Origin of the sequence: Parafrankia sp. Ea1.12 (assembly GCF_900465275.1) — a bacterium.
GTDB lineage: Bacteria > Actinomycetota > Actinomycetes > Frankiales > Frankiaceae > Parafrankia > Parafrankia soli.
On record NZ_UBIZ01000404.1, the window covers coordinates 1 to 14,898 of the forward strand.

Sequence of the window (14,898 nt, forward strand, 5' to 3'; positions counted from 1 at the left end):
GTGAAGGTCTTGCCGTTGTCGGTCGTGGTGAACGACTCGGCCATCGAGTACTGGACCTCGTCTGCCTCATCGTTGGTCATCAGGGTCCCGTACAGGGCATTGCCCAGGAAGCCGCCGGACGCATACGAGTTGCCGAGGATCGCCGGATCCAGAGTGCGCGGATCGCTCAACGTGAGGATCCGGCCTTCGCCACCCGCCACCGGTTCACCCGAGGGCCCCGCGGACCCCGCGGGATCGCTGCCGCCGCCGCAGGCCTCCAGGAGAAGCGCCACGCAGCATGCGACAGCGGCGACGAATAATCGCGTCCCACGATTCATCTTCCACCCTTCCATGGGCATGAGCGTTACCCCTGCCCTCCTGGATTTACCGGCGATGCCGTCTCGACACATCATCGGGGGTGGGACCGTGGAGGTCTTTGCGCATTCGGCCAACTCTTTGCCCGTAGCAGCCAAAGTCCGGCTCGTGATTCGACGTCGATGATTTCGGGTCATCTGGGCTAGTTTGTGACCATTCGCGAACGAGAACAGCAGGCTTCCTCTGACCATCCGGCTGACCGTCCGGCCGCTACAGGCAGAGGCAGGCCCGGACCCGGGGTGGTGTCAGGACCCTGTGCTGGCGCTGCTCGTGGATGATCCCCGGCTCATCACGAGGACGGCGTCGCGACGGCTTGTCGCGCCGAAGGGTGAGCCGCCGGTGGGGTTCTGGCTGCCGAAGATCCAGGTGGGCCCGTCGGCGAGGTGGTCGAGTGCCTGCTTCGCGACGTCGGCCGGGTCCGCGGCGTCGCCGTAGGGTTCGCCTTTCGCGTCGAACACGCGGCGCATGGACGGGGTGTCGGTCCTGCCGAGCACGAGAGCGAGGACGTCGACGCCGCTGGTGTGCCATTCGGCCCAGAGCGCCTCGGCGAGGAGGAGATCGAAGGCCTTGGTGGCACCGTAGGTGGCGAGCGTCGCGCCGCCGGCCCAGGCCGCGCCGGAGGTCACCAGAACCAGGCCACCGCGCCGCCGGGCAACCATCGGGCCGCCGAAACGGTAGGCGGCTTCGAGGACGCTGTCGCAGTTGCGGTGGATCAACTTCAGATGGGTGTCGAGGTCCTTGTCGAGGAAGAGGGTGCTGGTGTCGTCGCCGCCGGCGTTGTAGACGAACAGTCCGATTTCGAGGTCGGAGGTCGCGTCCGCGAGCGATGCGACGGCGCCTGGCACGCTGAGGTCCAGCGCGACCGTGCGGACCTCGACGCCGTGCCGGGCCCGTATCTCCTCGGCGAACGTCTCCAGGACGGGAACCCGCCGGGCGACCAGGACGACGTTCAGGCCCCGGGCTGCCATCTCGTGCGCGAACGCGGCGCCGACTCCGTCGGACCCGCCAGCGATGATGCCCCACGGTCCGTATTTGGCTGTCATAACTGTTGTCACCTTTCGGTCCTGGGCGGACGGCCCGCGGCGCCGGCGGCGCCCGCGGTCAGGGTGTCCGGGCGGATGCACCGGTCTGGCGGAACACCTTCGTCTCGACGGCGTCGGAGGCCAGCACCGTCCCGATGACCCCGAGATCCACGCCTGCGCTCAGCGCGACCTCGCGCACCACGGTGACATCCTTGAGCATGAGGTCCCCGATGCGCCCGGGTACCGCGTCCACCGACCCGCCACCGGCGACGACCGCGAGGGCACGGCTGGCGCCGCTGCCGTGCGCAACGGCCGCCAGGATCGCCGTCTCCTCAATTCCCAGCGAACCCGCCAGGCGCACCGCGTCGACCGCAAGACCCACCTGCGCGACGAACAGCGCGTTGTTGACGAGCTTGACCCGCTGACCGTTACCCAGCTCCCCCACGAACATGATCGGCGACGCGTACACCCCGAGGACCGGTCGCATCTCGTCCAGCAGTACCTCGTCGCCACCCACCCACAGGGTGAGGCGGCCGGCGGCGATGTCGTGCGGGCCACCCGACAGCGCAGCGTCAAGGACCCGTATCCCCCGGCCCGCTCCCTGCTCGGAGAGCAGGCACGCCGTCGCGGGATCGCAGGTCGTGTGCTGGACGAGCGTCGCCCCCGGCCTCATCGCGGCGATGGCCCCGTCCGGGCCGAGGCACACCTGCCTGACCTGGTCGTCCCGAAGCACCACGATGAACACCGCATCCGCGTCATGGACGGTCTCCGCCACGGTTGCCGCCCAGCGCAGCCCGTCGGCCTCGGCCGCTGCCCTGGCCTCCGGGCGGCGCACCAGCACCGTGACGTCGTGGCCGGCGGCCGTCAGCCGGTCGAGTATCGGCCGGCCCATCCGGCCCGGCCCGACGAATCCGATCCTCATCGATCCTCCAGGCTGTGTGCGTGCTGGCCCTCGGCCGGCGGGTCGCCGGCGGCAGGTGGGCGTGGGGCCAGCATGGCGCGGTGTTCGGGGGTGCCGTCGAGGTTGGCGTTCACCCGCTCGCTGATGCGCCAGCCCTGCGGTGTACGCGTCCAGCGCCAGGTGTTGGCGGAGACGCGGGCCACCCGGAACCGGTCGGCGTCGGCGTCCCAGCGGATGTTCAGCGCGTAGCTGCGGCCGGTCGCCTGATCCCCCTCGACCGAAATGTGCGGGACGGTCAGAACGTGGCCGCAGCCGCCCTGGATCAGGCTCTGGTGGCCGCCGTTGACCATGTCGACGATGTCACCCCGGCCTCGCATCCGAAGGTGAGGAACGGCGTCGAAGGTGCCATCCTCGGTCCACAGTTCCGCCGTGGCGGTGGCCGACCCGCTGTCGACGGCGGGCCCGTACTGGGCGACGAGCTGCATGATCTCGACCTGGTCCTCCAGCAGCCGGACCCTTGCCGCCAGCGTCTCGACAGCGGCGCGCAGCTCCTCGATCTCACTCATCCATCAGTCCTTCCGAACGTGTGCGGGGAACCCGGTTCAGGGCACGACGACGATGCGGACCGGTCCGTTGGCGTCGCGGGAGGCGTTGAGCGCCTCGGGAACCTCGTCGAGCCCGACGGTCCGGCCGAGCATCGGTGTGACGTCGAGGTCGCCCGAGCAGACCGCCTCGAAGGCCTCGTCCCAGTGCCGCATCGACGGGCCGCCCCCGAACTGGATGTTGATGCCTTTCCGCTTGGCGGTAAGCGTGTGCAGGTGGTCGCCGTCCGGCGGACCTCCGACGGAGAAGATCCGGGTGTTGCGCTCGCAGCCCTTGATGATCGAATCCAGGACACCGGGAATACCGACGCACTCGAACACGACGCATCCCGGCAGTCCGGCGACCGCCATCAGTTCCCTCATCGTCTCGGGCGACCCGTAGGCCACGTCACGCCAGGCCTGGTACGGGGACACCTCGGCGGGGTCAATGACCACGTCCGCTCCCATGGCCAGCGCGGTCTCGCGACGCGAGGCGACGAAGTCCACCGCCAGGATCGGCCCGACCCCCAGCCGTTTCAGCCGCGCGATCGCGGACAGGGCGATCGCCCCGCAGCCGATGACCAGCGGCACCTCCTTCGCCGTCATCCGCGCCCGGGAGGCGGCCGACCAGCCGACCGAGATCGCGTCGGCGATGCACACGATCTCGCTCGGGAGCTCGGAGACCGCGACACGGGTGATGGCCTCGTCGAGCAGGAGATACTCACCGAACCCGCCGGGCGACTCCGGATTCTGCCCGATGATCTTCCGCCCGGTGGCCGTGGACAGCACCGGCAGCGAGCTCACCCGGGTGCCGACGGGGATCCGCCGCTCGGTGCCGGGGCCGTGGTCGACGACCTCGGCGCAGTACTCGTGGCCCATGACGATGTCGACATCACGGTCGTAGGTCGACATCCCGCTGTCGTCGTCCACGCCCGCTTCCAGGTGGTCCATGAAGTGGATGTCCGACGCGCAGATCCCACACGCGAGCGACCGCACCAGCAGCTGGCCCGGCCCCGGCACCGGGTCGTCGACAACCCGGGCCTCGACGACTCCCGCCCGCAGCACAGCGGCTCTCATCGGCTCTCCACTCGTCCGCGACCAGGACATGTTCCCGTCACGGGACTGTAGCGACACCAAACCAGTTATAGAAGACATCGTCCTGAAATTTTTCGGGAGACGCTGTCCTGGAAGTTGGGGGAAGCGGTGCCGGCTGGAACGCTCGGACCATACGATCGCGGGCATGGCAGAGCCTGCTCGCCGCCCAGGACGCCCGCGCGACACGAGCATCGACGAACGCGCGCTGGCGGCGACCCGCGAGCTCCTCGTGGAACGCGGCTTCGACGCGACCACGATCCAGGCCGTCGCGGCACACTCCGGTGTGCACGCCTCGGCCATCTACCGTCGCTGGGGGTCACGGATCGAGCTGATCGAAGAAGCGACCTTCCCCGGGCTCAGCCCGCCGAGCGTGCAGCCGACCGGAGACCTCCGCCGAGACATCCGCCGGTTCGTCCGCGCCTACCTGGCAGCCTTCAGCGCCCCCGCGTCCCGCGCGGCCGCGGCCGGTCTCCTCGCCCACCACCAGGCGTCCAGCCGGCCCCGCCCGCCGGATCTCTACCTACGGGTCTCCGCACGGCCACAGTTCCAGGACATCCTCCGCGCCGCACCGCCCGGCAGCATCGACCCGGACGTCGATCCCGACGACGTCTTCGACATGCTGCTCGGCGCCATCCTGGCCCGTACCCTCCTGTCCGCGGCCACGGCACGGAGCCGTCCCGTGGAACGCACCGTCGAAATGATCATCAGATTGCTGCAGCCCCGGCCCGGCCACGCCGCCGACCAGGCCAGCCCGTACACCCAGATGCAGACCAACCACGGCACCGCCGGCCGGGGATAGCCTGCTGACCCGGGAAAGACAGGAAGGTAGCCGTGTCCAACTTCCAGGAAGACCACGCGCAGATCAGCGACGTGGTCGTCCGCTACGCCACGGGAATCGACCAACGAGACTGGGAACTGTTACGAACCTGCTGGACGCCCGACGTCGAGGCCGACTACGGCTCCTTCGGACAGTTCACCGGCGCCGACGCGCTCACCGAGGTCATGGCACGGACCCACGAGAACATGGGCCCGACGTTCCACCGCATATCGAACATCGCCATCAGGATCGACGGGGACCGGGCGGCCGTCCGGTCCTACGTCCACGGCGTCCTCCTGGTAACTCCCGACGATCCGGCGAACTGGGTCGATGTGATCGGTAGCTACGAGGACATCTTCCTCCGAACCACGGAGGGCTGGCGCATCAGCCGGCGTGTCGCCCGCACCGCCCGGACACTGACCGCCAGCACCACACCCCCGGCCGCACAGCTCGCCCCAGAATGATCCCTGGTCCGGGACCCCGCCAGGACGGCCCTGAACGAGCTTCAGGAGGCGGAGGCCGACACCTGCCCCTCGATTCGCGCGAAGTAGAAGGCCATCGCGTCGGTATGGGTCGGGAACACGAGCTGCCGCGGCTCCGTGACGACCAGCCACTCGGCCGTCTCGTTCGTCGCGATCACCGGCGGTAGCTCGGCCCAACGCCGTTCCGGCAGGAGACCGAACACCAGCAGGAACCGGCCGTCGTTCCCGCTGTGCACGTCGAACAGGCGGACATCCGCCGCCTGCTCGGTAATTCCCGTCTCCTCGCTCAGCTCCCGAACGACGGCGTCGCGCCAGGCCTCGTCCAGCTCCATGAAACCGCCGGGCAGCGCCAGCTCGCCACGGCCGGGGTCGATGTCGCGGCGCACCACCACCAGACCGCGTCCGCCGTCAGGTTCCACGACGGGCAGCAACGCCACCGCCACCGGAAGCGGATTGAGCCACGTTGTCTCGCCGCAGCCAGCGCACACCCGCGGCCACGCCACATCAGGCTGGTACTTCGTGCCGCAGTACGAACAGAACGAGTTCCGCATGACGCACGACCATATTCGGTCGGCGCCGGCACGCCTGCCGAACGCCTGCGCGGTTCACGGCGACATCCGGCCGCCCGCGTCGGGTTACCCGCCGCTCAGATCGCCGTAATCGTGGCGGGGGCACGCTCGGCGCGGCTGAACGCACGCAGGACGGCCGTGGGCCCGTGCCTGTGCACCGCGAGACGGGTCAGCAGGGCGAGTACCGTGTCGGCGGCCGGGGCCGGCAGCTCCGGTGTCGGCACGCCCACACTTACCGCCAGGTCGTCCGAGTGCACGGCGATCTCCAGTGTGCGGGTGGTCAGGAAGTCGTCGAGGGACAGCACCATCGACTCCAGGCTCACGATCCGCCCGGCAGGCTCGGCTGGCAGCAGGTCGCGCAGCTCACCGATGGCGGCGTCGACCAGGGCCGCCAGCGCGCCCGGACCGTCCGCGGCCATCTCCTCGCTGAGGCGGCGGATGGTCACGTTGAGGTCGTCGTCCAGGGGCGCGCCGATCCACACCGCCTGGGTGGTGTAGTGGTCGAACAGAGCGACGGGTTCCTCGTCCGGTGGCTTTTCGGCGAGCAGCCGGGGAATGATGGTGATCTGCCAGGCCAGGTGCGCGGTCAGCCCGCTGACGCGGAATTCAGCCAACGCGCTGTCTGTTTCCCACGACGCGGCGACCGCCGGATCGCGCAGCAGCGCCGCAGCCGATGCGGCGACGTCCAGAAAAAGCTGCCTACCTGATGTCATACGGCCGATCCTCCCGCGACTTGCTTGCCAGCGGCACGCCCAGGAGTCGCCTGCGGATATCTCCTTCATTGACCGGCGACGGTGGCCGGCTGACAGCTGACGGCTGACGGCTGACGGCTGTGTCCGCGGACAAGCGCCACTCGCCGGACAACAATCATGGTCGCTGTCGGAGTCCTGACCGGCCTCGCCCCGCGGGTGGAGCTGGCGCACACGACGACTCCGCTCGGTGGGTGCGGTGCCCCTGGGGCGCCGGGTCAGCCGAAGCCAGTCAGGATCAGGACGAGCCCGGCGTTGGTGAGGACGAGACCGGTCACCGCGGTAGCCCTGGCGCCCGCTGCCCAGCGGGCGGCGCGGGTGGCCAGGTGGTCCAGCGTCTGCGCGCGCGTGCAGGCCGTGGTCCCCTCGCCTGTGGGGTCGGCAGACAGGCGCAGGCGCGGGCCGTTGCCGCCGTTTCGGCTCACCGTCGCGACGACGAAGATGTGGGCGCCGGGCCGGACCGACCAGAAGGTTTCCGTGACAGAGACGTAACCGGAGTCGTGCAGCCCGGCAGGCTCCTCCCGGCTGGTGTGCCGGTGCCTGTGGACCATCGGTCAGTCGCGTTTCACCAGGTCGGCAGGCACGGCGAGCACGGGCTCGCACTGCCGTGGGAGGCCGGCACCGCCTGAGCCCACCCGGGGCAGCCGGCGGTCGAGCCAGCGGGGTAGCCACCAGTTCGCCCGGCCCAGCAGCGCCATCGCGGCGGGAACCAGCACCATGCGGACGATCGTCGCGTCGAGCACAATCGCCGCCGCCAGCCCGAGACCCATCATCCTGACCAGCGGAGAGGGGTTGGCGACGAAGCTGAGGAACACCACCGTCATGATCAGTGCCGCGGAAGTGATCACGCGACCCGTTCCCGCCATGCCGCGGGCCACCGATTCGGCGTTGTCCCCGGTGGCGTCGTACTCCTCACGGATCCGTGAGAGCAGGAACACCTCGTAGTCGATGGACAGACCGAAGAGGACCGCGAAGAAGATCGTCGGCAGCGGCGACGCGATCAGGTACGTCCCCTCCAGGCGGAACAAACTCCCGAGCCACCCCCACTGGAACACGGCGACGACGACGCCGTACGCGCCGCCGATCGACAACAGGTTCAGCAGGGCGGCCTTCAACGGCAGCACGACAGACCGGAACACCACCATCAGCAGCAGGAACGACGCGGCCAGGATGGCGGCGATGAAGATCGGCAGGGTGTCGGCGAGCTGCCTGGTGAGATCGTCGGTCAGCGCGGTCGTCCCCGACACCGCGACGTTGCCGGGGACGAGGTCACGGATGCGCGCGAGGGTCTCCGACGTCGCGGTGTCCGCGGGGGCCGTGGTGGGGAGAGCGTGCAGCACGGCCGTGTCCCCGGCGGGAGAGATCTGTGGGTCGCCGACCGTGGCGATGCCGGTGTCCGCGGCGACGCGCCCGGCCAGCGCGCGGACGGTGTCGAGGTCCGCGCCCGGCCGGCGCAGGTCGGCGACGAGCAGCAGGGGGGCGTTCACCCCTGGGCCGAATCCCTCCGCCAGCAGGTCGTAGGCACGGCGGTGCGTGGTGCTGGTCGAGTCGTCGCCGGCGTCCGGGAAGCCCGTCCGCATCCACAGCGCCGGCGCGGCCAGCACGAGCAGCACCGCCGCGGCGACGAGCAGGTACGGCCACGGCCGGCCGGAGACGCGGTGGGCGAGGCGCCACCAGGCCGTGTCCCGGGGATGCCGGGCGGCGCGCCTGCGCCCCAGGACCCGCCCCGCGTCGATGCGGCCGCCGAGCAGCGTGAGCAGCGCCGGCAGAAGTGTCAGGGCGCTCGCCACGGCGAACAGCACTACCAGGGACGTACTGAGACCGATCGAGGCCAGGAAACCCAGGCCGGTCAGCACGAGGGCGAGCATCGCGACGACGACGGTGCCCCCGGCGAGCAGGACCGCGGTGCCCGACGATCCCATCGCGTTCGAGAGCGCGGTGGGATCGTCCTGGCCGGCCGCGCGGTTCTCGCGGTAGCGGGCCACGACGAACATGGCGTAGTCGATGCCCACACCCAGACCGATCATCGCCCCGATCGTGGGGGCCGCCGAGGACACGTCCATGGCGTTGGCCAGCAGCACGATGCCACCCACCCCGGCGGCGACGGTCACCAGGGCGAGCACGATCGGGACGAGTGCGGCCACGATCGTGCCGAACGCGACGACCAGCACGACCAGCGCCGCCAGCAGGCCCACCATTTCCGTGCCCGAAGTCGCCGCCTCGGCGTTGATGAACGCGGCGTCGCCGCCGAGCTCCGCCACGAGACCGGCGTCCCGCGCCGGCCGCAGCTGGTCGGTGATCGCGGCGAGGGCCTCCGTGCCGACCTCCGTCGCCGGCACGTCGAAGGTGATCTCGGCGAAGCCGATGCGTCCCCCGGGCGACACGGTGCCGGCGGTGAACGGATCGGTCACGGTGGCGACGTGCTCCACGCCCTCGATGCGGGCGACCGCCGCGGAGACGGCGTCGCGGTGACGCTCGAGTCGCTGTCCTTCCGCCACGGCGAACACCGCCAGGGCACTGCCCCCGGCCGCCTCGGGAAAACGTTCCTCGAGCAGCTCCATCGCGTTCTCGCTCTGGCTGCCCGGAGCGACGAGGTCGTCGGCGAAAGGGCCGCCGACCGTACCGGCCAGAGCCAGCAGAAGAGCGGCGACGACCCCCCAGACGGCGATCGTGAGCTTTGGCCGGTGCGCGGCCGCGTCCCCGATGCGGCGGGTGAACTGTTTCATGGCTGGTTCTCCTGAGAGCGGCGTCGCGTTCCGTTCCTGCGCCGCTCCACTGTGCTTGTCGGCATCCCGGGTCGTCGCCCGCCCACGGAGGGGTTCGGTGCCCCGCCGGAAGGCGGTCGCACGGCGCGGATTCGAGGTTCCTCTCCGCCTCACGGGGGAGGCCGCATTACGCCTGGAGGCTGGCGACTACTCTTCCGGCCTCGCCTACCGTGAGGCGGTGCCCATTGCGAAACCGCGGCCGCCAGCCGTGAACCGCGCTGAGAAGTGACGGTGAACCGCACGGCGCCGCCCTTCCGGACGCCACCAGAGAACGCTCCGGGGCGGTTTCGGGGTCCATTCGCCCGCTGGCCGCGCGCCGCGGACGCCGCCCTCGCCCTCGCGTCCTTCGTCATGACGGTGTTCGTGGTGGACGGGCCCGGCGACACGCTGTTGTTTCGTTCGATCGGTGACGCCCCGATCCTCGTCCTCGTGGGCTGCGCCGTGGCCAACCCGGCGCTGTACTGGCGCAGACGAGCGCCCCTGCTCGTGCTGGGCGTGGCGCTGACCACCTGGGCCGTGCTGCTCGGCGGCGGTACCACCCATCTCGGCTGGCCCACGATCATCGGCCTGTACGCGGTGGGCCGTTACGCCGCCGTGGACTGGCGGGGACCCGCGGGAGCCGCCGCCGCAACCGCGCTGGCCAGCGTCGACGGTCTCGACGATCCGGGCCCCTGGTGGCAGGTGCCCGTCTTCGGCAGCCTCGTGATGTTCGGGGCCTGGTATGTCGGACGCCGTGTGCAACTCCGCGGGGACCGTACCGCGCAGCTCCGGCGGGAACGGGCCGCCGAGACCCGCCGGATCGTCACCGACGAGCGGACCCGTATCGCACGGGAGCTGCACGATGTCGTCGCCCACCGGGTGAGCCTCATGACGGTGCAGGCCAGCGGGGCCAGAGCCGTCGCCGCCGAGGACCTGGCGGCCGCCCTGCGGGCGATGGAGGCGGTGGAGGAGGCGGGGCGCCAGGCGCTTGAGGAGCTGCGCCATCTGCTCGGCGTCCTACGACCGGAGACCAGCCCCGACGATCTCGGGCCCCAGCCCAGCCTCGCGGAACTGCCCCGGCTCATCGAGCAGATCCGCCGGGCGGGCGTGGATGTGACGCTGGCCACGGACGGACTGCCGGCCGGGCTTCCGGCCCGCCTGGACCTGTTCGCCTACCGCATCATCCAGGAGGCGCTCACCAACGTGCTCAAGCACGCCGGCCCCGGCGCACCCGCCACGGTCAGCCTGGTCACCGAACAGAACGGCCTCGTCATCGAGGTCCGTGACGACGGGCGCGGCGCCGCCGCGCTCGAGCCGGGTGCCGTCCGCGAGGGCCCGGGCGGCCACGGCATCATCGGCATGCGGGAGCGAGCGCTGCTGCTGGGCGGGAGCCTCGACGCGGGACCGGCCGCGGGCGGCGGGTTCCGGGTGGTCGCCCGCCTGCCGATCGGAGGGAGTCCCGCATGAGCATCCGCGTCCTCATCGTCGACGACCAGGCGCTGGTCCGCGGAGGCCTGGCCATGGTCCTGCGGGTACACGGCGACATCGAGGTCGTGGCCGAGGCCGGGACCGGACTCGAGGCGATCGAGGTGGCGCGACAGCATCGTCCCGATGTGATCCTCATGGACATCCGGATGCCGGCGATGGACGGACTCGAAGCGACCTCGAGAATCCTCGCCGAGGCCGACTGGGACGTGCGGGTGCTCATCCTGACCACGTTCGATCCGGACGAGTACGTCTACCAGGCACTACGCGCCGGCGCCAGCGCCTTCGTGCTCAAGGACATCCCCGCCGACCAGCTCGCCGGCGCTGTCCGCACGGTGGCAGATGGCGGCGCGCTGCTGGCACCGTCGATCACCCGGCGTCTCATCGGGCGGTTCACCGAGCGCCGTGCTGTCGGCTCCGCCCCCTCCCGCCGCGTGGAGCGCCTCACCGATCGGGAGCGTGATGTGGTGGTCGCCGTCGCCCGGGGGTCCAGCAACTCGGAGATCGCCCAGGAACTCTTCATCGGACCCGCGACCGTCAAGTCGCACGTGTCGAGCATCCTCACCAAGCTCGGATTGCGCGACCGTACCCAGGTTGTGGTCTTCGCGTACGAAAGTGGACTGGTCGAAGCCGGCGACCATGACATCGGCCGATGAGTCCGGACCGACGGTAGCTCGCGCAGCTCGAGCTGCCGGTCGTCGGCGGAGCGCCGCGGTCAAAGATGCTGAACATAGCGAAAGCCACTTTTGTCTTTTCCTTCACGCAGCCCCATCACGGCCAGCGACTGATTGCGTGGCGACCGTTCGAGCCAGCACGTCAGCCGGTCGGCCTCGGCTTCCGACGGCGGAGCGTGCCTCGCCGTGCCGACGAAGAGCGGGAGCTTGGCCGCGGCTGCGCGGACCTCCTCCTCCGCATCCAGGTCGAGAAGTCCTGCGCTGTGCCACAACATCGCCAGCGCTACCAGCTCGTCCCGGTAGTCGAGGCTGTTGCGGCTGGCCACGCCGATCGCGACCAGGCCGGCACGGAGCAGCTCCGGGTCACGCCGCCGGACCGCGAACGTGGCCGCGCGCCGCGCGAAGACCCACAGCGCCTCCCAGCCCACCCGCGGCGTCAGGGCACCAATCAGCTCGGGGAATCGGTCAAACGCCTCAACCTCACGCAGCAACGCGGCAATCTCGCCGTCGACGGGATGCGGAGAAAGTAATTTTCCGTAGTCGCCGTAGTCCTTCGGCGTCTCGGTGAGGCATCGAATATTCAGGGGCGGCGGCGCCGAGCCGGTACTCACCTCAGCAGTGTCCCAGACGGCTGGCCGCAACGAGAGCATTCTCGATGTTGGCTGTCACCGTCTCACATCATGCTGACAGGCAGGGGCCTCCAGCATGCCAGTCCGGCGTCGGCGACCACGTCCTCGAGGCCAGGGATCTCCCGATCCCCCACACCGCTCTGTTCGATTATGGCTGGCGCCAAATCACCGACGACACCCTGGCGTGGCTGGCCCACCAAGGCCACTGAGACTCGTTCCGCGTTCGACAGGCCGCGGAGCGCGCCTCGCTTATTTTGTGGCTCATGACGCAGGAGTTCGATGCCGAGGTCCGGCGGATGATGCGGGCGAACGAGGCGAACTGGGACGCCCGCACCCCGGTGCACGTGGCGAGCGCGTTCTACGGCCTCGACGGTAGCAGGAAACCATTCGACTGGTTTGCGCCGTTCGAATGGGAGGACCTCGGCGACCTGGCGGGCCGGGACGTCGTCCATCTGCAGTGTCATCTCGGCACGGAAACCATTGCGTTCGCACGCCGAGGCGCCCGCGCGGTGGGACTGGATTTTTCCGGAGAATCCGTCGCACGGGCGCGGGAGATCGCGTCGCGGGCCGGCGCCGACCTACGGTACGTGCGGTCTGACGTATACGACGCGGCGGGCGTGCTGGGCCAAGGTTGTTTCGATGTCGTCTACACCGGCAAGGGTGCGCTGTGTTATCTACCCGATCTGCCCCGGTGGGCCGCCGAGGTCGCGTGTCTGCTGCGTCCCGGTGGCCGGCTGTATCTGGTGGAGTTTCATCCGCTGTTCAATGCGCTGGGTCCCAAGCCCCCACCGGGCGTCGGCGAGGAACTGCTGCTGCGCCATGACTACCTGGCGGGCCGGGGCCCGATCGAGCGCGACGCGACCTACACGTACACCGACGGCCCCGCGCTGGGGAGCGCGACGGTCGCCTATGAATGGACGCACGGTCTCGGCGAGGTGATCGACGCGCTGGTCGGGGCGGACCTGACCGTGACCGGGCTGAGGGAGACCGACGCGCTGCCGTGGCCACGGTGGAAACGTATGGTCCGCGGGGAGGACGGCTGGTGGCGGCTACCGGAGACGGATCCACGTGTGCCGCTGCTGTACGCACTGAAGGCCATCAGGAAGGCGTGACAGCGGACTGTGGGTTCATCCCTTCCTGAGGGGAACCGGACCGGGGCCCGCTGCGTCCAAGGGCCATGGCGATGATGACGCTCCGCGGCGCCCGCCTGGTGGCCGCCGTCGTACCCCTGGTTCTCGCGGCCGCGGCCTGTGCCGGGGCCGCCGCCGACGTGCGGGACAGCGTCGTCGGCGGCAGCGCCGCCGCCGGTGACAGCCCCGGCACCGGTGCCCGCGCCGACACCGCCGTGCTGCGGGTGGACTGGGTCGGCGGCTTCGTGACACCGGAGATGCTGGCCACCCGGCTGCCGATAGTGGCCGTCTACCCCGACGGCCGGGTCATGAGCGAGGGTCCGCAGACCCTCGCCTATCCGGGGCCGGCGCTGCCGAACATCCAACTGAGGCGGATCTCGGCCGCCGATGTGCGGAAGCTTGTCGACCGCGCGGCCGCGGCCGGCGTCGGCGCCGAACAGGACTTCGGTCAGCCACCGGTCGCGGATGCACCGTCGACCCGCTTCACCCTCCGGACCGCGGCCGGCGTCGAGACGATGCAGGTGGAAGCGCTCTTCGAGGCGGACGGCCACGGGCTGACAGCGCAGCAGCAGTCCGCACGGCGGGCAGCCCAGGAGCTGTTCACGGCACTCACCGACCTGCCCACCGCGCTGGGCCCGGGTGCGGTCAGCGAACCCGAGTCGTACATTCCGGCTGCGGTGGCCGCGATCGCCTCCCCCTGGGTCGGAGACTGCCCCTCCCCCTCCGACAGCACCGTTCCGTCCAACCCCTGCGGCGGCGATCCGGCGGGTGCTGAGCGCGCCTGGCCCGGGCCGGCGCTGCCGGGCGAGCCGGTCGGCGGAGGCGTCGATCTGAGCTGCGTGACAGCCAGCGGCGACAACGCGACGAAGCTGCTGGCAGCGGCGCGTACGGCTGTGACCACCACACGGTGGACGTCCGACGGCAGGCAGTGGAAGGTCAGCTTCCGCCCGCTGCTGCCGGACGAGTCCGGATGCGCGGACCTGCGTGCTACCGGTTGATCCACTCCCACCCGGCAGTCCGGACGGGATAGCCGTAGGCGGAGAGATCGCGGCCCCGCTTGATCTCTGATCGAAGACCCGGGGGATGGCGGCGGCGCGTTCCTTGCCGTACAACCACCTTCGTGGTCGACGACGGGGAAGCGCATGGGCGGCGGGCCAGACGCCGGCTGTGGCTCGTCGCGGGAGTTGCCGCCGCCGCCGCGGTTCTCGGAGCTGTCCGAAGCGGCGTGCTGGAACGGCCGGCCGCCCCGCGAAACTCGATCGCCGCGCAGGAGCGAACAGGTCATTCTGGCTCAATGACCAAGGGCACCGTGAAGTTCTACAACGCCGAGCGGGGGTGGGGAGCGATCTCCTCCCCCGACCTGCCGCCTGGGTTCGACGCGTGGGTTGGCTTCAGCATGATCGAGATGGACGGGTACCGCTTCCTGGAGGCCGGCGACCGCGTCGAGTTCGACTACGAACAGGTCCGGCAGGACAGCTTCCGCTACCGCGCGACCCGCGTCCGCAAGCTCTGACAGGTGCCCCCACCTGCGCTGATGCTGGTCGCGGGCCGGCCCCGCCCCTTCAGGGATGACCTGCGTCATCACCGGCCCGTGGGGCGGCGCCGTCTGACATGTCAGCGGCCGCGGGTGCGGGGGGCGACGCGGCGGGTCGGCGGGGCGGTGGTC

General features: G+C 70.4%; 16 protein-coding genes and 1 pseudogene. 7 read left to right on the forward strand and 10 right to left on the reverse strand.

Annotated elements, in window-relative coordinates; genetic code table 11:
* The 5 genes and pseudogenes from FMEAI12_RS23470 to FMEAI12_RS23490 all read right to left on the reverse strand — a co-directional run.
* Positions 1-317, reverse strand: a pseudogene (locus FMEAI12_RS23470) (ABC transporter substrate-binding protein); the annotation flags it as partial.
* Between the two features lie 282 nt (positions 318-599).
* Positions 600-1,397, reverse strand: a complete 798-nt coding sequence (locus tag FMEAI12_RS23475) for an SDR family oxidoreductase (protein ID WP_112107861.1) — start codon at positions 1,395-1,397, stop codon at positions 600-602.
* Positions 1,398-1,455: 58 nt separating this feature from the next.
* Positions 1,456-2,298: an NAD(P)-dependent oxidoreductase gene (locus tag FMEAI12_RS23480; RefSeq protein ID WP_112107862.1), complete on the reverse strand. Its 843-nt coding sequence runs from the start codon at positions 2,296-2,298 to the stop codon at positions 1,456-1,458.
* The gene (locus FMEAI12_RS23485; RefSeq protein WP_112107863.1) at positions 2,295-2,843 is read right to left on the reverse strand and encodes a nuclear transport factor 2 family protein; all 549 of its coding nucleotides are present in this window, start codon (positions 2,841-2,843) and stop codon (positions 2,295-2,297) included. The genes FMEAI12_RS23480 and FMEAI12_RS23485 overlap by 4 nt, the downstream gene beginning before the upstream one ends.
* Positions 2,844-2,879: 36 nt before the next feature.
* Entirely contained in the window at positions 2,880-3,935 is a 1,056-nt protein-coding gene (locus tag FMEAI12_RS23490; RefSeq protein ID WP_112107864.1) for a zinc-binding dehydrogenase, read from the reverse strand.
* A 163-nt stretch (positions 3,936-4,098) separates the two neighbouring features.
* On the opposite strand from FMEAI12_RS23490, the gene FMEAI12_RS23495 reads away from it, so the two are divergent.
* Both FMEAI12_RS23495 and FMEAI12_RS23500 read left to right on the forward strand, forming a co-directional pair.
* A complete protein-coding gene (locus tag FMEAI12_RS23495) occupies positions 4,099-4,752 on the forward strand; it encodes a helix-turn-helix domain-containing protein (protein ID WP_112107865.1) in 654 nt (217 codons plus the stop codon).
* A gap of 32 nt (positions 4,753-4,784) precedes the next feature.
* Positions 4,785-5,234 carry a nuclear transport factor 2 family protein gene (locus FMEAI12_RS23500; protein WP_071064894.1) on the forward strand — a complete coding sequence of 150 codons (450 nt, stop codon included), beginning with the start codon at positions 4,785-4,787 and terminating at the stop codon, positions 5,232-5,234.
* 41 nt (positions 5,235-5,275) lie between these two features.
* Here FMEAI12_RS23500 and FMEAI12_RS23505 read toward each other — a convergent pair whose 3' ends face one another.
* From FMEAI12_RS23505 to FMEAI12_RS23520, 4 genes are all read right to left on the reverse strand, one after another.
* Complete coding sequence (locus FMEAI12_RS23505; protein ID WP_112107866.1) at positions 5,276-5,803, reverse strand: NUDIX domain-containing protein; 528 nt, start codon at positions 5,801-5,803, stop codon at positions 5,276-5,278.
* A gap of 95 nt (positions 5,804-5,898) precedes the next feature.
* Positions 5,899-6,534: a maleylpyruvate isomerase N-terminal domain-containing protein gene (locus FMEAI12_RS23510; protein ID WP_112107867.1), complete on the reverse strand. Its 636-nt coding sequence runs from the start codon at positions 6,532-6,534 to the stop codon at positions 5,899-5,901.
* A 254-nt stretch (positions 6,535-6,788) separates the two neighbouring features.
* A complete protein-coding gene (locus FMEAI12_RS23515; protein WP_112107868.1) occupies positions 6,789-7,121 on the reverse strand; it encodes a hypothetical protein in 333 nt (110 codons plus the stop codon).
* Positions 7,122-7,124: 3 nt separating this feature from the next.
* Positions 7,125-9,296 (reverse strand): MMPL family transporter, encoded by a 2,172-nt coding sequence (locus tag FMEAI12_RS23520; protein WP_112107869.1) that lies wholly within the window; start codon positions 9,294-9,296, stop codon positions 7,125-7,127.
* A gap of 270 nt (positions 9,297-9,566) precedes the next feature.
* Between FMEAI12_RS23520 and FMEAI12_RS23525 the strand changes: the two genes are divergently transcribed.
* Both FMEAI12_RS23525 and FMEAI12_RS23530 read left to right on the forward strand, forming a co-directional pair.
* The gene (locus FMEAI12_RS23525) at positions 9,567-10,781 is read left to right on the forward strand and encodes a sensor histidine kinase (RefSeq protein ID WP_235014358.1); all 1,215 of its coding nucleotides are present in this window, start codon (positions 9,567-9,569) and stop codon (positions 10,779-10,781) included.
* Entirely contained in the window at positions 10,778-11,455 is a 678-nt protein-coding gene (locus FMEAI12_RS23530) for a response regulator transcription factor (RefSeq protein WP_071064900.1), read from the forward strand. The genes FMEAI12_RS23525 and FMEAI12_RS23530 overlap by 4 nt, the downstream gene beginning before the upstream one ends.
* 59 nt (positions 11,456-11,514) lie before the next feature.
* Here the strand turns inward: FMEAI12_RS23530 and FMEAI12_RS23535 are convergent, their stop codons facing one another.
* Positions 11,515-12,084 (reverse strand): hypothetical protein, encoded by a 570-nt coding sequence (locus FMEAI12_RS23535; protein WP_112107871.1) that lies wholly within the window; start codon positions 12,082-12,084, stop codon positions 11,515-11,517.
* Between the two features lie 281 nt (positions 12,085-12,365).
* Between FMEAI12_RS23535 and FMEAI12_RS23540 the strand changes: the two genes are divergently transcribed.
* The 3 genes from FMEAI12_RS23540 (at position 12,366) to FMEAI12_RS23550 (ending at position 14,745) form a co-directional block, all read left to right on the forward strand.
* Positions 12,366-13,214: a class I SAM-dependent methyltransferase gene (locus FMEAI12_RS23540; RefSeq protein WP_041255161.1), complete on the forward strand. Its 849-nt coding sequence runs from the start codon at positions 12,366-12,368 to the stop codon at positions 13,212-13,214.
* A 71-nt stretch (positions 13,215-13,285) separates the two neighbouring features.
* Positions 13,286-14,230 carry a cold shock domain-containing protein gene (locus FMEAI12_RS23545; RefSeq protein ID WP_112107872.1) on the forward strand — a complete coding sequence of 315 codons (945 nt, stop codon included), beginning with the start codon at positions 13,286-13,288 and terminating at the stop codon, positions 14,228-14,230.
* Between the two features lie 296 nt (positions 14,231-14,526).
* Positions 14,527-14,745 (forward strand): cold-shock protein, encoded by a 219-nt coding sequence (locus tag FMEAI12_RS23550; protein ID WP_020464544.1) that lies wholly within the window; start codon positions 14,527-14,529, stop codon positions 14,743-14,745.
* Positions 14,746-14,898: the final 153 nt, after the last annotated feature.